This window comes from Pleurocapsa sp. PCC 7319, assembly GCF_000332195.1.
In the GTDB taxonomy this organism is placed as follows: domain Bacteria; phylum Cyanobacteriota; class Cyanobacteriia; order Cyanobacteriales; family Xenococcaceae; genus Waterburya.
The window spans coordinates 946,316-966,347 of record NZ_KB235922.1 but is presented as its reverse complement, the minus strand read 5'-3'; the positions used below and the strand labels follow the sequence as shown (position 1 = coordinate 966,347).

At 38.2% G+C, this 20,032-nt stretch carries 10 protein-coding genes; 8 read left to right on the top strand and 2 right to left on the bottom strand.

What is annotated here, in order from left to right:
* Positions 1-17: 17 nt before the first annotated feature.
* On the bottom strand, positions 18-7,679 hold the full coding sequence (locus tag PLEUR7319_RS0108470) for a type I polyketide synthase (RefSeq protein ID WP_237743540.1): 7,662 nt from the start codon (positions 7,677-7,679) through the stop codon (positions 18-20).
* Positions 7,680-7,844: 165 nt separating this feature from the next.
* Between PLEUR7319_RS0108470 and PLEUR7319_RS37925 the strand changes: the two genes are divergently transcribed.
* The 4 genes from PLEUR7319_RS37925 to PLEUR7319_RS0108450 all read left to right on the top strand — a co-directional run bounded on the left by PLEUR7319_RS37925 (position 7,845) and on the right by PLEUR7319_RS0108450 (position 12,489).
* Positions 7,845-9,674: a glycosyltransferase family 39 protein gene (locus tag PLEUR7319_RS37925; RefSeq protein WP_019504787.1), complete on the top strand. Its 1,830-nt coding sequence runs from the start codon at positions 7,845-7,847 to the stop codon at positions 9,672-9,674.
* Positions 9,675-9,875: 201 nt separating this feature from the next.
* On the top strand, positions 9,876-10,538 hold the full coding sequence (locus tag PLEUR7319_RS0108460; RefSeq protein ID WP_019504786.1) for an NAD(P)H-dependent oxidoreductase: 663 nt from the start codon (positions 9,876-9,878) through the stop codon (positions 10,536-10,538).
* 213 nt (positions 10,539-10,751) lie between these two features.
* Positions 10,752-11,843, top strand: coding sequence for a class I SAM-dependent methyltransferase (locus PLEUR7319_RS0108455; protein ID WP_019504785.1), 1,092 nt, complete (start codon positions 10,752-10,754; stop codon positions 11,841-11,843).
* Between the two features lie 259 nt (positions 11,844-12,102).
* Complete coding sequence (locus PLEUR7319_RS0108450) at positions 12,103-12,489, top strand: hypothetical protein (RefSeq protein WP_026102396.1); 387 nt, start codon at positions 12,103-12,105, stop codon at positions 12,487-12,489.
* An 11-nt stretch (positions 12,490-12,500) separates the two neighbouring features.
* Here PLEUR7319_RS0108450 and PLEUR7319_RS0108445 read toward each other — a convergent pair whose 3' ends face one another.
* Positions 12,501-12,944, bottom strand: coding sequence for a hypothetical protein (locus PLEUR7319_RS0108445; protein WP_026102395.1), 444 nt, complete (start codon positions 12,942-12,944; stop codon positions 12,501-12,503).
* 549 nt (positions 12,945-13,493) lie between these two features.
* Between PLEUR7319_RS0108445 and PLEUR7319_RS0108440 the strand changes: the two genes are divergently transcribed.
* The 4 genes from PLEUR7319_RS0108440 (at position 13,494) to PLEUR7319_RS0108425 (ending at position 20,000) form a co-directional block, all read left to right on the top strand.
* Positions 13,494-15,686, top strand: a complete 2,193-nt coding sequence (locus PLEUR7319_RS0108440; RefSeq protein ID WP_019504782.1) for a polysaccharide biosynthesis tyrosine autokinase — start codon at positions 13,494-13,496, stop codon at positions 15,684-15,686.
* An 82-nt stretch (positions 15,687-15,768) separates the two neighbouring features.
* Positions 15,769-17,445: an alkaline phosphatase family protein gene (locus PLEUR7319_RS0108435; protein WP_019504781.1), complete on the top strand. Its 1,677-nt coding sequence runs from the start codon at positions 15,769-15,771 to the stop codon at positions 17,443-17,445.
* A gap of 134 nt (positions 17,446-17,579) precedes the next feature.
* A complete protein-coding gene (locus tag PLEUR7319_RS0108430) occupies positions 17,580-18,572 on the top strand; it encodes a glycosyltransferase family 2 protein (RefSeq protein ID WP_019504780.1) in 993 nt (330 codons plus the stop codon).
* A gap of 156 nt (positions 18,573-18,728) precedes the next feature.
* A complete protein-coding gene (locus tag PLEUR7319_RS0108425; protein ID WP_019504779.1) occupies positions 18,729-20,000 on the top strand; it encodes an O-antigen ligase in 1,272 nt (423 codons plus the stop codon).
* The last annotated feature ends 32 nt before the right edge of the window (positions 20,001-20,032 follow it).

Below are 20,032 nucleotides of genomic sequence, written 5' to 3'. Positions count from 1 at the left end.
GAATAACTGAATCTGATTTAAAATTCTTGAACAGCTTTCACTATTTTGCATAAAGTCTCTGTAATCTGTGATTCAGTGTGCAAACAAGTAATAAACAAGCGCAATCTAGCAGCATCATAAGGAACTGAAGGATAAACCATCGGGTTAACGTTAATACCCTGTTGACCAAGAATTTGAGATAAGGTGACAGCTTTTTGTGGTTCGCCGACGATAATAGGAATAATAGGAGAATCGGCACTAGAACCTGTATTGAGGTTGTAACTTTTGGCTAAATCTAAACAGAATTTAGCTCTGCTTTGTAATTGAATCGTTCGTTCTGGTTCTTCTTGGAGTAATTGAATTGCGGCTAGTGCAGCAGCAGTGTTTGCTGGAGACATCCCAACACTAAACACAAAGCCAGGAGCAGTATATTTAAGATACTCGATAAGTTCTCTACATCCTGCGATATAGCCACCGCAGCTAGCAAAAGATTTACTTAGTGTTCCCATCCAGAAGTCCACATCGGTGGGTTGGACACAAAAGTGTTCCCCGATGCCTCTACCAGACAAGCCAAGAGTACCAATGGAATGAGCCTCATCTACTAGTAAAAAGGTCTTGTATTGATGTTTGAGCTTAATTATTTCGGGTAATGGTGCTAGATCTCCATCAGTACTATAAACACCTTCGATCGCAATTAATACTTTTTGATATTGTTCTCGCTCCTGATTTAGGATTTCCTCTAAAGCCTGATAGTCATTATGAGGAAACTCAATAATAGTTGCGCCAGATAGATGACATCCTTCCTGAATACTATTGTGGCTCAAAGAATCACAAATAATTAAGTCATTGGGATTAAACAAATGTCCAATCGTGGTTACGTTAGTTGCATGACCGCCAACATAAACAATACAGTCTTCTGTACCCAGAAAATCAGCTATTTCTTGTTCTAGTTCCCGATGTAATGGTCGTTCCCCAGATAATAGGCGACTGGCTGAAACCGATGTTCCGTATTTGGCGATCGCATTTTGGGCTGCTTGACTAACTACTGGATCGCCAGACATCCCCAAATAATTGTAGCTAGAAAAATTAATTAGCTGGCGATCGCCAATCTGAGTTGTATCTCCCGCAATTCCCTGATGGACAGAAAAGAAAGGATTACCCAATTTTTCGACCCGTTCTAAGTCTTTTTTGAGATTAATATATTCGGGGGTGAGTTGAAACTGATAGAAAGCAGGATTTATTTTGGGGGATTGGGTGTTGGGTTTTAGGGGTTGGGTTTTAGGTGTGGGATTTTGCTGCTGTGCGGGTGAATATTCCTGTTTTTGAGCGGGCAAACAGCCTTTTGCCTTTACAAGTATCTCTTCAGTTAATTCCCCTGCTATATATTCCGTTAATAGTTCTACAGTGGGGTAATCAAAGGCTGCTGTAAGAGATACCGCATTACCTAAACTAGCTTGAAGGCTATTTTTAAACTCTACTGCCATGAGAGAATCCATACCCAAGTCGGCAAACTTCTCTTGGGTGTCAATGGCTTCAGGATCGTTAAAGCCAAGAATTGTCGCAAACTGACTGCGTATGTGTTCTTGTAATACTAAATGGCGATCGCCCGTTGGAGTAGTGGCTAGTTGCTGTAAAAAAGTGGAGACTGGTGCTGCTGATTGATCTTCTACTTCTGGTCGTAGTTGCTCAAAGAAAGGATCGTTGACATTTTCGAGGAATTTTGACCAATCTACGGGAAAAACGATCGCTTGCTCAGACTGCTTTTGTAATAGCTCTTGCAGAATATCTACACCCTGTTCGGGTGCGATCGCTTTCAATCCTTGTTGGCTTAACCGTTTTTGCTGAGAAGTGTTTAGCTGCTGTGCCATTCCCGTTTCCCAGATACTCCAATTAATACTTAAGCCTGGTAAACCCAAACCACGTCGATATTGCATCAGACTATCCATAAACCCGTTTGCAGCAGCATAGTTGCTTTGACCAATTGAACCAAATGCTGAAGCAATGGAAGAAAAGCAGACGAACCATTCTAGAGGTTGCGATCGCGTTACTTGATGTAAATTCCAACTCCCTTGTACTTTGGGCGCTAAAACAGCTTGAAAGCTTTCCCAGTCAAGGGTTTCTAATAAACCATCATTAATAATCCCTGCTGCATGAATCACACCCCGCAACGGAAACTCTAAATCTTGAACTACAGCTTCTAGCTGTTGGTAATTAGTAATATCTACTGATTGAGTCTGAATGACAACACCAGTTTTTTCCAGCTCAGAAATTTTTATTTGAGCCTCTGCTGATGGCTGATTACGACCTAGTAAAACTAAATGCTTTGCCCCTTGTTCTACTAACCAACCAGCTACCTGTAAGCCTAATGCTCCTAATCCTCCCGTAATTAGATAGCTAGCATCGGGTTTGGCGATGGCTAAATTCCCGTTACTAGGCATGGAAATAACTACCTTACCAATATGCTTCGCCTGTGCCATGTAACGAAAGGCATTTGCTGCTTCGGCGACTGGAAAAACTTTATGAGGTAATGGTTTTAATTTACCTGTAATAAACTGCTGGCGTAATTCATTAAATAGGGTTTCGATTAAATCAGGGTTACTATTAGATACCTCTAATAAATCAAAGGGGAAATAACTAACATCTGCCCGTTTTGCGGCTACTTCTTCTTTGCTCCAAATACCCACCTTGCCGATTTCCACAAATCTACCTTTAGGAGATAGTATTTCGAGATTTTTCGGAATAAAATCGCCATTAAAGCAATTGAGAATTAAATCAACTCCTTCCCCTTTAGTTAACTCCATAATTTCCTGGGCAAAATCGAGGTTACGGGAATTCATCACATATTGAATTCCCGTAGCTTTGAGAAAATCCCATTTACCAGGAGATGCCGTAGCGTATATTTCTACTCCTGCCTGTTGTGCTAACTGAATCGCTGCTTGTCCGACTCCTCCTGCTGCGGAATGAATTAAAATGCGGTCGCCTGGTTGAATTTTGACTAAATAATTTAAGCCGTAATAGGCTGTCAAAAAAGTGGTGGGAATCGTAGCTGCTTCCGTAAAACTAAGATTTCTGGGTTTACTAATCACAAATTTAGCGGGCACAGTCAGATGACTACTCAAGCTACCTACTGCCTGTGCTGCAATTACCTCATCGCCGACTTTAAAATCAGTTACTCCTTCTCCTACCGCTACCACAACCCCTGCACATTCGCCACCAAAAGGCACTTGGGTCGAGTCGGTAAAGCCCATTTGCTCTAAATATTCTTTGAGCATTCCCAAGGCATTCAGTACATCACGGAAGTTAACACCACTGGCGCATACTTGAATTTCTACTTCTCCAGGTGCGGGAACTTTACGTTGTAATGGTGCCAGATTGAGATTAGTTAAAGTGCCATAATCAGATAGCTGAAGACGAAAACTATCTGTTACATTGTTGTGTTGTTCTACTAATCTGGCTACGTGGCGTTGTTGATTATGATAGGCAATTTGAGTTTCTGAACTATCTGACTGTATTTCTCTGATTAAGATATCTACATCCAGAGTTTCTAAATCGAGACATACAGAGCGTAAGTTGGGATATTCCTGATTTATAGTTTTACCCAAACCCCAAACTGAGCCTGAAAAATTAGGATTGGATTGTAATTGGCTTCCATAAGTTACTAACCACAGTTGTTTAAACCGTCTTGGCTCTATTGACTGCATCAAGTGCAACAAACTGGCACAACTTTTAGTTTGTTTTGCTTTTATATCTTCTAGTGTATTTTCAAACAGCGTTTGATTTTCTTCTATTGCCCAAAGATGAATTACTCCCCAGATTGCTGAGCGATCAAGATTTGCCCATAATTGTCGAAAGTGTTCAATTTTAACAGGATTAACCTGATATTTTCTCTCGCCTAAAGTTTGATACTGTTCACCAGGAAAAACCAAAATACAATTCTCAGTTCCTAAATTTGCGCTCAACTGTTCGGCAAATTCATTTTGTTCGGCAAAAATCAACCATTTGTTTGATAAAGACTCAGTACGCTGGCTAATATCATCTAGTTTTTGCTCTTGCCATTTAATTTCATAGACATGTTTATCTACTTTATCTGCTGACTCAGTAGAAGTAATAGAAAGTAATTTACTGAGGGATTGACGACTAAGATATTGTAGAGCCAACCCAGCGATCGCCCCGACTATTTCTCCTGATTCGTTAATTAACTGAAAATCGGCTTTAATAATTTGATTACCTGGCTTTACTTGCACATAAGCCCAGACAGCATCCTCTGGACATTGATAAAACTGAAAAGACTCAATACCTACAGGTAAATACAGACCCGCATCGTCATTTGACCAAGCCGCACCAACCAGTTGTAAACAGGAATCTAATAAAGCTGGGTGTAGTTGATAGCCTTGGGTAACTAAAGTTTCTGGTAACTTAATCTTTCCTAACGCTCTGTTTGCTCCCTGCCAGATCTGCTGAATCCCCTGAAAGCTGTTACCATAGCTTAATCCTTGTTGGCGTAACTGCTCATAGTAATCAGCGATCGCTTGGGGATAAGAGGTTAACTGTTGTTGTAATTCCTGTATATTTAGCTGTTCAATTGCTGTCGATTCTGGCTGACTTAGGGCAACTTCAGCTTGCAGAACAAAATCAGCTTGCTCGCAGCTAAAAATCTGCACGCCATAACCAGATTCATCAGGGGTTAGCAACACCTGTAATTTAGTTACCTTGTCTGATAATAATAGTGGTCGATGAATTGTAAACTGTTCTAGTTTTAGATGGCTAGTTTCATATATCTGACTGCCTGCTGCCAGAGCTATTTCCAAGTAGGCTGTGGCAGGAAAGACAACTTGAGATTCTAGACAATGATCCTTCAGGTAGAAGGGATTATTAGCACTAATTTGACTTTGAAAGCGAATTTCCGAACTATCAGCTAAATCCAGGCGATCGCCGAGTAAAGGATGAAACTTACTGCGATAATTAAATTCAGTACTGGCAGATAAATCCTCTGGTTCCCACCAATATCGCTGACGTTGGAAAGGATAGGTAGGAAGCCTTAAGCTAGGAGTTGATTTTCTATCATCCAGATTCCAATTAACTTTAATTCCTTGGTGGTAAAGTTGGACCAGACTATTGAGCATTATCTGCCAGTTATCCTGTTTCGGAGACAAACTCGGCAGAAATAAAGGTTGTTTTATGGTGTCGGAAATAATTGCCTTACCCAAACTTAATAAGCTCGGTTTGGCACCAATTTCTAAGCAAATATCAGTCCCTTGCTGAGACAGAAATTTAAACCCATCAGCAAATTTAACTGGTTGCAAGATATGGTCTACCCAATAATCAGGAGTGGAGATCGCTTTATCTGCAAGTTGTCCTGTAACGTTGGAGATAATCGGGATTTGGGGAAGGGAATAGGAAATCTCTGCTGCGATCGCTTGAAACTTTTCCAGCATCGGTTTCATCAGGGGAGAATGAAAAGCATGAGATACTTTCAGAGGTGTATATTTAATTTCTGCTGCAATTAAATCACCCTGAATTAAATCTAAAGTATTTTGATTTCCTGAAATGACGATATTTTCAGGGCTATTAATTGCTGCGATTGAAGCTTGCTCAAGATAAGGTTGAATTAGTTGTTCTACGTCATCTTTACTGGCAAATACAGCTAACATTCCGCCCCCAGATGGTAAAGCTTGCATCAGCTTGCCCCTTTTCGCCACCAGTTTGAGGGCATCCTCTAAGCTAAAAATCCCCGCAATAGTTGCAGCTACATATTCTCCGATACTATGCCCCATGACGAAATTAGGCTGGATGCCCCAGGACATCCATAGTTGAGTTAAGGCATATTCGATGGTGAAAATAGCAGGTTGAGTATACTGGGTTTGATTGATCTGGGGCGTTGGGTTCTGAGGATCAAACTTTGAGGGATACAGAATTTCTAATAAAGATCGATCTAGGTATTGTTCGAGGATTTCAGCACAGCGATCGACTGCCTGTTTAAATACTGCTTGAGTCTGATAAAGCTGTTTACCCATATCTGGGTATTGTGAGCCTTGTCCCGTAAAGAGAAAAGCGATCTGTGGATTAGGGCGATCGCTAGGAATGATATTTGACCGTAATCCTGCTATTTCATTATCGGAGAGGTAAGCAGTTAATTGCTGCTGTAACTGCTGCGGAGATTGAGTAACGCAGGTAAGACGATGATTAAAGTGACTGCGCTGGTTATTAGCAGTAAAACAGAGCTGATCTACATTTATACTGCTATTATCCAGTAAATTAAGATATTGCTTGGCTAATTCCCGTAATGCGGGCTGATTTTTCGCTGAGAGACTAAGTATATAAGGAATATCATTATTATTTTCCTCTTGAGATTTAATTTCTAGAGGTACTTCTCCCATAACCACATGAGCATTCGTACCACCAAAACCAAAAGAATTGACTCCTGCTATGGCGGGCGTATCAGTTTGCCAAGGTGTCAATTCAGTTGATACTTGCAAATGTAATTCTTCAAAATTAATCTCTGGATTGGGGTTATGAAAGTGCAGACTGGGAGGAATTTGTTTATGTTTTAATGCCAAGGCTACCTTGATCACTCCTGCTACCCCTGCGGCGGTTTCTACGTGACCAATATTAGTTTTTACTGAGCCAAGCTGGCAGTAATCTCCTGGCTGGCGATTTTTTCCTAAAACTGCTCCTAAGGCGCTAGCTTCAATCGGATCGCCTACTTTTGTTCCTGTACCATGTGCTTCAACATAATCCACTGCACTCGGATTAATTCCCGAACGACGATAAGCCTCTCTTAAAACCTCTTCCTGAGCTTTAGGATTAGGTGCGGCTAATCCCTTACTATAACCATCTTGATTAACTGCTGTACTGTGAATTACAGCATATATGCGATCGCCGTCTCTCTGGGCTTCTGCCAGAGGCTTTAATAAAATCAAACCAGCTCCTTCACTGCGAACATAACCATTAGCCTCAGCGTCAAAGCTCTTGCACTGTCCGTCTGGAGAGATAAAGCCCCCTTTAGTAAAGCCCACCATAATCGTTGGCAATAGCAGCATATTTACCCCACCAGCCAAAGCCATAGTCGATTCACCAGACCAAATACTCTGACAAGCCAGATGGACTGCTACCAAAGAGGAGGAACAGGCTGTGTCGATCGCCAAACTTGCCCCTTTAAAATCAAAAGTATAGGAAATGCGGTTAGCAGCAATACAATTGCCAGTGCCCGTCGTTGCGTAAGGTTCATTTACAGGTTGCTGCCACATCATAATTGAGTAATCGTGAGTGCCAACTCCAATAAATACTCCTGTGTTGCTACCCCGTAAATCTTCAGGAATTTGTCCGGCATCTTCCAGAGTTTCCCAAGTAACTTCCAACAACAGACGTTGTTGCGGATCCATGGTCACAGCTTCTCTTGGAGCAATACCAAAAAATTGAGCGTCAAAACAGTCAATATCATCTACAAAACCACCCCAGCGACTATGGGTTTTACCTGGTTTGTTGGAATCTGGATCGTAGTATTTTTCGAGATTCCAGCGTGATGGTGGCACTTCTGAAATTGCATCTACTCCATCTCGAATAAGTTGCCAAAAGGCTTCTGGATTGTTCGCGCCAGGAAAACGGCAGCCAATGCCAATAATTGCAATAGGCTCTAATTGCATAGCTGATAAAGGTTGGATCGAAATCATTTGACTGTGGTGTAGAGTAGCACAGTTCATTCGCTTTCTACCATTGGTCTTCTTACGGAAGTCGATTGGGCTTAAGCTAATTTATGGAAAAAGAGTTCAGGAAAAATGGTAAACTTCAAGGCGATCGCTTGCTAATTTTGTCAATCGCCAGTTTAATTAATTTCTGGTAAGTAGCTCAATCAAGCATAGAATTTAATGGGTCTTTTGACTAAAAGCGATCGTTTTGGTAATCGCCATCATTTTTATCAATTTTCATTAATATTTTTAATCACCGTTTTATTAGGGCTGGGTGTATTTTTTCGATTTGCCAATCTAGAAACTAAAGTATTTTGGGTCGATGAAGCAGCCACAATCACGAGAGTAGCTGGTTACACTCAAGCCGAAATTATTGATGATTTAATTAGCCAAGATATTGTAGATATTGATACCCTTTTAAGCTATCAGCGAATAACTCCTGAAAGAACAATTCAGGATACCTTTAATGCTTTATTAAAAAGCCCCGAACACGCTCCTTTATATTTTATACTGACTCGTATTTTGGTTCAGTTAACAAGTAGTTCAATAGCCAATATTAGGATTCTATCGGCTATATTCAGCTTGTTAATTTTTCCCTGTTTGTATTGGTTAGCCAGAGAGTTATTTGCCAGTTATACAGTTAGCTGGATAGCGGTAAGTTTAATGTCTGTTTCACCGTTTTTTGTTGCTTATGCTCAGGAAGCTCGACCTTACAGTCTATGGACAATCGGCTTATTGTTAATGAGTGCTAGTTTTCTCAAAGCTTTGCGGAGCAATAGCTGGCAGCCTTGGATAGGTTACATTTTTAGTACAATTTTTGCTTTTTATACTTCTTTATTTTCTATTTTTGTCGCGATCGCTCAAGGAGTATATTTACTATTACTAAGAAAAAATTTTAAATTTCAAGTGATGAAAAAGTATTTGCTAGCAATGGTAATTATCATCTTGGCTTTTTCACCTTGGTTAATAGTAATTTTCAATAGTACTCACTTGGTACATGAAAATACCACCTGGATGCGTAATTACTTTGATTTCGCAACAGTAATCGCTGTTTGGATTGGTAGTATTTTACTTATCTTTGGGGATTTGCCTCTAGATCCTAATACAAACCCGATTCAGATTGGGATTATTTTAGTTGGTAGTTTATTCTTGTTTAGCAGTTTGTTTCTAATTGTATCTCTGTGGAACAAATTCTCTATAAACACACACAAAATCATCAGTTATTCAGGTGTATTTTGTTTTTTTATTGTCAGTATTTTGATATTTAATTATCCATCAATACTAGTAAACCACGATTATTTCAATCCAGTGGTAATTATTGGTACGATAGTGGCTTTATTTATTCTGATGTTATCAGCATATTCAAGCTATTATCTTAAAAATAAATCAAATACAAATACATGGATGTTTATCGCCAGTTTAATTCTGGCAATACCAATACCCTTATTTATTCTTGACTTAATAAATCAAGGACTAAGTTCAGCTACTCCCCGCTATTTAATGCCCTCCAAAATAGGTATCCAGTTAGCTGTTGCTTATACATTTAATAAATATCTTTTTTTACATTATGATTTTCAATCGATTAAAACTAAAACTTTTTGGCGAGCGATCGCTTTATTATTATTGACCGTTGGGATTGTTTCTTGTACTTTAAACCTCAATAAATCGCCAATATATCAAAAAAACCGCAATATTCACAATATTCCGATTGCCCAGATTATTAATCAACAAGATTCCCCTTTAATATTTGCAGAAGCAGATTCTTTGATGGATATGTTGTCTCTTAGTCATTATTTATCTGCTCAAGTAAAATTTAAACTGATTAATCCGGCAGAAAATTATTTGTCTTACACAAATCAATTTGAGAATATCTTTATACTTAGACCTTCTCGGCAATTAAAACAATATTTGCAAGCAGACCAAAATATTAAACTTGAATCGGCATACATTCCAGAAATATTTAGCTTAAATGATATTTTTATTGAACTTCTAGCCATAGACCTAAAATAAATAAGCTGTCACGCGTGATATCAAGTACGGATAATTAATTGAAATAAACAGGCTTATTGCAGACCTGAAAAACTTATTACTTGTTACTTATTACTTGACCTCATTCTTAATTTAAGTATTCAACCGAACTTGATATGACACCTGACATACAAAATTGAATTGTTTTATCTTATAGACTAAACAAAATTTAGTTTTTTCCCTATGAGCAACGCAGTTTTGACTCCCGAACAAGTCCTTCAACAACTTCAGTGGCGTTATGCTACTAAGAAATTTGATCCGACAAGGAAAATTCCCGAGTCAGTCTGGAAAATCCTAGAACAGAGCCTCGTATTATCTCCTTCTTCTTTTGGATTGCAACCTTGGAAATTTTTTGTGGTTCGTAACCCAGAAATACGTCAAAAACTCTTAGAGTATTCTTGGGGGCAAACCCCAGTAGTAGAAGCTTCTCATCTAGTCGTATTGGCAATTAAGAAAGACCTCAATGCATCAGATGTAGATCATTACATCCAGAGAATGGCAGAAGTGCAGCAAGTAGCTGTTGAAGATCTAGAAGGGTTTGCCAATGTCATTAAAGGTTTTTTAAAGCAGCCTATTGATTCAGGCTTTGATGTCAATCATTGGGCGGCAAAACAAACCTATATTGCTCTAGGATTTTTTATGACCTGTGCAGCGATGCTGGGAATTGACACCTTGCCGATGGAAGGCTTTGTCCCTGGACAATACGATAAAGTCTTGGGATTAGCAGCCAAGGGATATAGTTCAGTTGTTCTCTGTCCAGCAGGTTATCGTGCTGCCGATGATAAATATGCTGATAAACCTAAAGTTCGTTTTGCTACTGAAGATGTAGTGGAATATGTGGATTAATATTCTTAGTCTGGCTTCTTAAATGACCAAGGGACTTACCATAATTATGGAGTCCCTATTTTTTATTCTAAATTCTCAAAATTATCCTGTGCTGTGGAGATTTGATTGATTATACTTAAGATAATATTTTTACAAAAACAAACAAAACTTCATTTTTCTTAGCCAGTAAATCCAATTAACTCTGGCAAAGTGCCATTATCTTAATCGACATCCATGCAATCAACACCGAACTTTGAGCAATTTATCCCCGACCCTTTAAATAAGTTGGCCTACCAAGGCTTTCAAGAAAGTAAAAAAATATTTGCTTTTCTTCACAAGCAGGCAAGCGATCGCCTTACCCATACCGTAATTCCTGAACAGAAAAGTAAAAGTCAACCCCTTCTGCCTGAAGTATTGACGAAGCTCCAGACAAAGCTCAAAAAGCTAGAAGAGCAAGATTGGCAAGATGCCCGACGAAAAATTTACCCTAGTAGTTTGCTGTTTGATAATCCTTGGTCAGATTTCTTCCGGTATTATCCAGAAATGTGGCTAGATCTGCTGAAAATTTGGGAAAGAATACAACAAAAAGACTATCAAAGATTTGATGATGCAATAGACAAATCTGGTTATCCTGACTATTATTTACAAAATTTCCATTATCAAACTGACGGCTATCTCAGCGATATGTCAGCTAATCTCTATGATTTACAGGTGGAAATTCTCTTTAATGGTGCTGCTGATGCCATGCGTCGCCGAATCCTAGCACCGCTTAAGCAAGGATTAGAAACTTTTGCTAGTCTACCCTCCCAGCAGTTAAAGGTACTCGATGTAGCTTGCGGAACAGGGCGAACCTTAAGGATGATTCGCGGTACTTTACCAAAAGTATCTTTATTCGGTACCGACTTATCTCCAGCCTATCTGCGCAAAGCCAATCAGTTGTTATCGGAAATATCAGGAGAATTACCTCAGCTACTTCAAGCTAACGCTGAAGCATTGCCTTATTTAGATAACTATTTTCATGGTTTGACTTCGGTCTTCCTTTTCCATGAATTACCTGCGGCAGCTAGACAACAGGTGATTAACGAGGCATTCCGTGTTCTACAGCCAGGGGGAGTATTTATCATTTGTGATTCGATGCAGGCGATCGATTCCCCTGATTTTCAAACTATAATGAATAACTTCCCTGCTATTTTCCACGAACCCTATTACCGACATTACACGACAGACAATCTGGAAGAGCGTTTAGAAGTTGCTGGATTTAAGAATATTCAAGTAGAAAATCACTTTGTGAGTAAGTACTGGATTGGTCATAAACCAGCAGTATAAGAACTTATTTATCTTTTAAAGCTGTCAGCTATCAGCTATTAGCTTTCAGCTCTAAAGTTTAGTTAAGTAAAAGGCTGGGACTGACAGTTAGGAGCGAAGCTTCGTTTATTTCTGAGCATCAAACCAGAAATATTTTGGAGAATTACAGTTACACTATGTTGCCAATATAGTGTAGCTGTGATTGCTTGGTTGAGGTCAAGTTAAACTAAAATTAGAAAACAAAATCCTCAAACTCTCAATGAAAGAGGGTCTAATCACAGTGAATGAACGGTTTAATAAATTACTTCAATACAATACATCTGGTCTTGGTTGTTGGCTAAGTCTGATTCTCTTTGCTTTCCTATTAACTAGTGTTGGTCTTGGTTGGGTGCTCAACGGCTTTTTAATTTTATTAGCTTTACTTTTTATTGCCCCTGTGATTGCTTTTTGGGGGTTTCAGTGGTGGTTAAAGCGAAAATTGATTCAAGATAAATGTCCCGTATGTAACTATGAATTTACGGGATTTAAAAATACAGAATTTAACTGTCCGAGCTGTGGAGAGAGATTACACATAGAAGCAGGCCATTTTAGTAGACTGACTCCCCCTGGAACGATTGACGTAGATGCAATAGAGGTCTCTGTTAAGAGTATCGATCAAGGAGATTAAGTAATTATCATTTAGTTATCAGTAGAAATATCCAAAGTAAATTGGTGTTGTTCTCCAAGGAGATCGCCAACAAATATTTGGTAGTTTCCTACTTCCCAAACACCTGAAATTTCAGGTTTTAATCCCGAAACTTCATCTCCTAATACACAAAAACGATCCCCCAAATTAGGTCCTAAGACCAACAAAGTAGGCTGACCACCTGTTGCTTGTACCGTCAATCGCATATAACCTATTCTTTCCTCAACATTCATTTGATGGTTAGGTGTAACGGCGATAAAACCACAACCTTGACTATCAACTGAGCCTCCAGATTGACCTTTGATCGCCTGATTGGACTTAACTGATATTTTTTTTACATCAATAGTCTCGGCGACAACCATTTCGTAATTTGTAGGTAAACTAACTACGCTTAAAATTAAACAGTGGAATATATTGATTTTTAGTAATTTATTCATTTGTGAAGCTAAAAAATGAAATCTTGCCATTGTGATCCAAAACCTGCCGAGCGTAACGAAAATGAATATAGAATATAAAATATAATTTAGAATTAGCTAAAGACTCTAATAAATCAAATCACTGTTAAATCTTATTAGATAAAAAGACGTAATTATATATTTGTTGTTCCACTTCAACAATAGTCATAACTAAGTGTTTTCATCTAAAATAGTTTTCTAATAGTAAAACTTGATTGAGATTCGGTTCTCATGAGTCTAACTATAAACATTTATCTGATAAGGCCTATAAAGCTAAATTAAAATTTTTAAGTAAACCGTAATTAATTGTTAATTGATCCTAAGAATATAATCAAAGCTAACCTGTTAACTAATATTGTATGTCAAGTTACTTTTTAATATTTTTATATTATTTGACCTTAACTTCACTAAAACTTTAAGATTCTCACCTGTCTTATCGCCTATAAATTTTTTATAACAGTAAATACTATGGGATTAATTAATTTAAAGTAAAGGTGCGAAATAGTTTAAATTATATAAGGAAAAACACTTATGGCTAATTTTCAAAAAGATAAAGGAGCTTATCTTAACAAGCGAGAAGAGCTTGACATCAATATAGGAGAATATTTATTAAAACTAAAACGACGTTGGGTTCCAGCCTTTGCTGTTTTTGTTTTCACGGTTGGTACAACGGCTTTTCTGAGTAGTTTCTTAGAAAAAACGTACAAGTCAGAAGGAAAAATTCTTTTCAAAAAGAACCCAGTAGGATCTTTAGTTGATATTGGCGAAGATACAAACCAGTTTAGTTCATTATTAAACGATCAAACGCCTCTAAGTACAGAGGAGTTGCGCATAACTTCTCAGCCAGTTTTGCAACAAACTATCGATCAGCTTAAGTTAGAAGATGAAGAAGGAAATCCTCTCAATACTAAAGAGTTAGAGAAACGATTGAATGTAGAAATTGTAGGTGGAACTGATGTTATTTCCTTAAGCTATCGAGATCAAGACCCTGTTACTGCTTCTAAAGTTGTAAACGCCTTGATGGATATATATATTAAAGAACAGGCGATTAGTAATCAATCTGCTACTGTTAATGCCGACAGTTTTATTACTAATACTATTCCTAAAATAGAGGGTAAACTTCAATCTTTAGAATCTCGCTTACAGGATTTTTATGAAAAAAATCAAGTTGTAGATCTCAAAGAGGAAAAAAGAATTTTAGTCACGGAACTGGGAAATCTCAACCGTCAGATTTCCTCTGTCGGAGCTGATCTTCAGGGTAAGAAGGCTCAGACTAGTAGTTTGCAAAACCAATTAGGCTTAGATTTAAAACAAGCGATCGCTGCTAATCAACTAGGTAGTACTCCCCAAGTACAAAGTATTCTGGAGCAGTTAGGTGCTACAGAAACGCAATTATCTCAAGAACGCCAGAGGTTTAAAGATAACCACCCAGCCGTTGCTAGCCTAAATGAGAAAAAAGAAAATTTAAATGCTCAACTGCAACAATTGATTCGTCAATATGTAGGAGCTCAAGTTTCTGAGGGGTTACTCCAAAGCGGAAATCTTAAGGAAAATCAGTTAGAAAAATTTATTGGTCTCAAGATAGAGGAGTTAAGTTTACAGACAGAACTAGCTTCTCTATATCAATATCAGCAAGTCTATCTAGATCGAGCCAAAGACATACCTAGATTGGAGAAACAGGAGCAATCATTATTACGTGAGGTTGACAGTGCCCGTTCTACCTACAGCACTTTGTTGGGTAACAAGCAAGAACTGGAATTATTGATCAATCAACAAACAGGTAATGCTGAGGTCATAGAATTGGGTAAAGTTCCCGAAGAAGGTAGTACGGGAAGAATGGCATTAATGGCTTTAGGAGTATTGATGGGACTCTTCCTCTCTAATCTGACAGCAATTTTGCTTGAGATGCAGGATCGCACTCTTAAAACTATTCCCGAAGTCAAGCAAAAGTTTACTTATCAAGTTCTAGGTATTATTCCCTTAGACTCCCTTCAAGATAGTCAAAGAGGAATTGTCGTTCAAAGGGAGCCGGATTCCTTTGCCAGCGAAATTTATCGTATGATTCAAACTAACTTGAAATTTTTGTCTATAAAACGACAACCTAAAGTTATTTTGATGACTAGCTCAGTTCCAGGAGAAGGAAAATCAACGGTTACCGCCAATTTAGCAGCAGCAATGGCTCAGTTAGGTCGTAAAGTTATGATTATTGACGGTGATTTAAGAAAAGCTTCACAACATGAACTATGGCAAGTGAGTAATCGAGCGGGAGTCAAAGATATAGTAGCGCACAAGAAATCCATATCTCAGGTGGTGGTTCAGCCAATGAAGCAACTAGACTTACTAACCTCAGGAACAATTGCCCCTAATCCTCTGGCATTGTTAGATTCACTAGAAATGAGCGAATTAGTTGCAATGGCTAGAAAAGAATATGATCTGGTGGTTATTGATGCCCCTCCATTATCTGTAACAGCAGATGTCTTAACCCTCAGTAAACTAGCCGATGGGATTTTATTTGTAACTAGACCAGGCATAGTCGAAACTGAAAGTGCTGAATTGGCGCAGGAAACTATAACTAATGCCAACCTATCCCAAAAGGTTTTAGGGATGGTTATCAATGGTGTCAAACCGAATGAGTTTGATCGCTATTCTTATCATGCGAAATATAGTAAAAACTATTTTTCTAAACCCTCAGAAAGCACCCATTCCAAGACAGCGACTGCTTAAAATTACATAATATAATTTTGCTATTTTATTCGTATCCCTTAGGAATTAACAATTACTTGGAGCTGCTCTCATACATCATAAAATGAAACAATCAACAATCGTGCTTGGTTTAGATGCTGCTGAACCTAGATTAATTGAAGACTGGATGGCGGCAGGACACCTACCTAATCTAAGCAGGATTTGTCAAGCAGGAATTTATGGACGTTTAGATAATACAGTAAATTACTGCGGTGTCCCGACAGAATATTCGACCACAGAGCCTCTGTGGGCAACTTTTTCTACAGGATGTCGTGCTGATACTTTAGGCTATTGGGATACTGTTAGCTACAATCCAGACAATTACAAAATAGTCTGTGATATTGTTACCAGCGGTTATGACTATCAAGAATATCCTCCTTTTTATGCTCTGGGAGAAAATTACAAAGTAGCAGTCTTGGATGTTCCCGTTACAACTCTTACTAATAATCTTAATGGAGTGCAAATTTTAGGTTGGGGAGGACATTATCCCTATACTGTGAGCGCTTCTAATCCCCCCGAAATTTTCGACCAGATTATTCAAAAATACGGCAAAAATCCAGTTTTACATAATGATAATGGTTTATGGTGGAACCCTAAATATGTCACTTGGATTCAAGAAGCTTTGACACAAAGCATCGAGGGACACTGCGCGATCGCCTGTGAACTACTAAAACAGGAACAATGGGATTTGTTTTTGATGGTATTTGGGGAAACTCATACTGTAGGTCATGACTTATACAACCATAGCCAGGCAGATCACCCTGTATATAACTTTCTCAGTAACAAAGGAACTAAACCCGATCCAGTATTAAATGTCTATCAGCAAGTTGATACTGCTATTGGCGAGATTTTAGAGTCTGCTCCCCAAGATGTTAATGTATTATGTTTTTCCGTTCATGGTATGGCAGCCAATTTTACCGATCTATTAAGTATGGCTGTATTACCAGAGTTACTATATCGCTTTCACTTTGGTAAAGCGGCGATCGCTCCTGGTAAAGTTGGCTCTACTCCAGATCCGATTGTAACTAAACCGATTAGGAACTCTTGGCCGGGAGAGATTTGGAGTCAAGTTTACGAACCCAATCCCCTGAAAAAATTATTCCGTACTTGGACTCATAAAAAATTTTTGAGAGGTTCAAAACATGGTTTGCTTTCTCCTTATAGCTTATTAGATGAGCCAATAGAGCAGGAATTAGCTATGGGCTGGATGCCCAGTATGTGGTATTCTCCTCTGTGGCCAGAAATGAAAGCATTTGCTTTACCAGCATTTACCAATGGTCATATTCGGATTAACCTCAAGGGAAGAGATCGTGATGGAGTTGTTGAGGCTTCTGAGTATGATGCTTTATGTACAGAATTAACCGAAATTCTCCATGACCTTGTAGACGGTAGAAACGGACATCGAGTAGTTAAACAAGTAGTTAAAACTCATTCCACGCCCCTAGACGACAATCCTAAGCTACCAGATGCAGACCTAGTTGTAATATGGCAAGAACCAATTACAGATGTAGTTGACAGTTCAAGATTGGGACGGGTTGGTCCGTTAACTCACTGCCGTGCCGGTGGTCATAAAGGTCAAGGTTTTCTACTGGCAAAAGGACCCGATGTTCCTGCTGGGACGGGTTTTTCTTCAGGTGAGACCGTAGATTTAGCTCCCACCATTTTAAATTTAATGAACGCAGAAATCCCCCAGTATTTTGATGGAAAAACCTTGTTTCAAAATGCTTCTGGTTCAGTATAGTTGGCATGACTTCATAAAAATGTCTTAAATTTTAATGAATATTTAATATTTGAGCGATAAGCAAAGTAACAAAATATTAAATAATTATTTGGATTGTAAGTTACAAGCATGCTTTATTTGGACAATCAAGATTGATGAAACCAGTAGTATCAGTTGTAATACCTGCGTATAACAGTGAAGATTATATCGCTCAAGCTCTAAAATCAGTTTTTGCGCAAACTTACCACAATTTTGAAATTATTTTAGTTGATGATGCTTCAACCGATTCAACTCTAAAAATTGCTCGAAGCTTTAATGATCATCGACTCACAATTATTGAGAATTTGCAAAATAGAGGCGTAAGTTGCGCTCGCAATTTGGGAATTAGAAGAGCACAGGGAAACTGGATTGCTCTTCTCGATTCAGACGATTGGTATGCACCTAGACGGTTAGAAAATTTGCTAAAAGTTGCATTAGAACAAAATGCCGATCTGGTTGCCGATGATTTATTTTTAGTTCGAGAACAAGAAAAATCTCCTTGGAGTACTTTGCTACAAGAAAATCAACAACAGATTATCTCTTGGGAATTAATCGACGCTGCTAGATTCGTGCAAACCGATCGCCCTGCTCCGATAAATGCTCCCAAAAAATGGAGTTATGGCTATACTAAACCCTTGATCAAACGAGAATTTTTGCACAAACACAATCTTGAGTACAACGAATTAATTAGTGTCGGGGAAGATTTTGTGCTTTATTTACAATGTTTGCTCAAGAAAGCGCGTTTTTTACTAATAGCTCATCCCTATTATTATTATCGAATTCGTGACCTGTCTCTTTCTAGCAGAAAGCCAACCGAGTATTTAGCCCAGTCTTGGGAAATAACTCAAAGCTTTATAAATTTTGAAAACGTTTCTGAAGCAAATCCTGAACTACTTAAAGTAATATATCAAAATCTCAAAACTTTTAAAAACAGGCTAGCTTACTATCGTACAGTAGAATACTTTAAACAAAAAAAACTTTTGAGTGCTTTAAGACAGATACTTATCTGTCCTTATGTTTTGATTGATTTTATAAATAAGCTGATTACTGTTTTCGATAACCAAATATTATCTATTTTTTTCTCCAAGCGATTAAGTATATTAATTTGACTTTTGATTGCTTACATTAAAAAGTAGAGTTTAAAAGATATTTTGCTGGCGTTAAAAATAAAGATTTAGCCGACCAAAAACTATCTATAAAACTAAAGTTCAGAAAATATTTTAGATTTATTTTTAAATTTGTTTCAATTTGATAGTATTTAGATTATGGCAAAAAGCACAAATAATATACTCAGAATATTTGAAATAGTTTTTTCAATCTGCACTTTAATTCATATATCTCAAGCTATTACACCTCTATTTTTAATTAAAGGAGCAAATGAGGGAGACGGCATTATCATTGCGAACTTCGATCTTTCTCTCCATGCAAAAATATCGGTCTTGATCTATTTTGTGACCTTCATCTTATTAGCCTTACGCTGGAAAAAAGTACTGGCAACCATTTCTAGTAATAAACTTCTTTGGATTCTCATCGGAATCGTTTGTTTCTCTTATTTTTGGTCAATTAATCCCAGCCAAACTATGAGGTTTACTGTGTATGCGATTGGTACCACAGGTTTTGGTCTTTATTTGGCAACTCGCTACACTCTAGAGGAACAATTGAAACTTATTGGCTGGACTTACGGTATATTGCTAATTTTGAGCTTATTATTTGTAATCGCCATACCCTATTACGGGATAATGGGTGGAATTCATGAAGGTGCGATGCGGGGAGTTTTTACTCATAAAAACCAATTTGGAGCCTTTATGGCACCTGGAGGAGTAATCTTTTGGTTAAATGCTCTTCGAGGAGGTAAATATAGTTGGATCTATTGGTGTCTACTCGTCCTTAGCTGCGCCACCATGGTTATGTCTAAATCAACAACAGCTTTAGCTACTTTTGCCGTCATGCTGATGTTGTGCCTGGTTTATCGTATTTTTCGTTGGCGATATGAAGTAATGGTTTCAGCCGTCTTAGCTGTGACCATTGTGGGTATTGCCAGTTTAATTTGGATTGCTGGATACATAGGTTCAGATACTCTGTTTAGTTCTGTAGGCAAAGATGCCACGTTGTCAGGTAGAATTTTTATCTGGCAAGCTGTATGGGAACAAATTCAGCTTCGTCCTTGGTTGGGTTATGGATTAGCTGCATTTTGGAATGGTTTAAGCGGTCCTTCTGCCTATATACAGTTGGCAGTGAGAATACCAGTCATTTATTCTCACAATGGATTTCTGGATCTTTGGCTATCAATAGGATTTGTAGGTTTAGCTGTTTTTGTTGCCAGTTTTTTAAGTACTACAACACAGTCGCTAGCATTGTTGAGAAAAACTAACAGTCCTGAGGGATTCTGGCCTCTCCTCATTTTGACGTATATCTTTTTATCAAATTTAACGGAAGGAACATTTTCAGATCTGAGTAGCTCCTTTTGGGCGATTTATGTCGCAGTATCCTACTCTTTAGTCATAGCTAAAAATAATCAATATGCAATTTCTGAATAATTTGAGTTTGAATATTCAGGAAATACCAAATA

What these genes read in the sequence shown, in the direction of transcription:
- PLEUR7319_RS0108460 (WP_019504786.1), top strand. Translation starts at nt 9,876, where the DNA reads ATGAGCAACGCAGTTTTGACTCCCGAACAAGTCCTTCAACAACTTCAG.
- PLEUR7319_RS0108445 (WP_026102395.1), bottom strand. Translation starts at nt 12,944, where the DNA reads ATGAATAAATTACTAAAAATCAATATATTCCACTGTTTAATTTTAAGC.
- PLEUR7319_RS0108440 (WP_019504782.1), top strand. Translation starts at nt 13,494, where the DNA reads ATGGCTAATTTTCAAAAAGATAAAGGAGCTTATCTTAACAAGCGAGAA.
- PLEUR7319_RS37925 (WP_019504787.1), top strand. Translation starts at nt 7,845, where the DNA reads ATGGGTCTTTTGACTAAAAGCGATCGTTTTGGTAATCGCCATCATTTT.
- PLEUR7319_RS0108470 (WP_237743540.1), bottom strand. Translation starts at nt 7,679, where the DNA reads ATGAACTGTGCTACTCTACACCACAGTCAAATGATTTCGATCCAACCT.
- PLEUR7319_RS0108430 (WP_019504780.1), top strand. Translation starts at nt 17,580, where the DNA reads ATGAAACCAGTAGTATCAGTTGTAATACCTGCGTATAACAGTGAAGAT.
- PLEUR7319_RS0108425 (WP_019504779.1), top strand. Translation starts at nt 18,729, where the DNA reads ATGGCAAAAAGCACAAATAATATACTCAGAATATTTGAAATAGTTTTT.
- PLEUR7319_RS0108435 (WP_019504781.1), top strand. Translation starts at nt 15,769, where the DNA reads ATGAAACAATCAACAATCGTGCTTGGTTTAGATGCTGCTGAACCTAGA.
- PLEUR7319_RS0108455 (WP_019504785.1), top strand. Translation starts at nt 10,752, where the DNA reads ATGCAATCAACACCGAACTTTGAGCAATTTATCCCCGACCCTTTAAAT.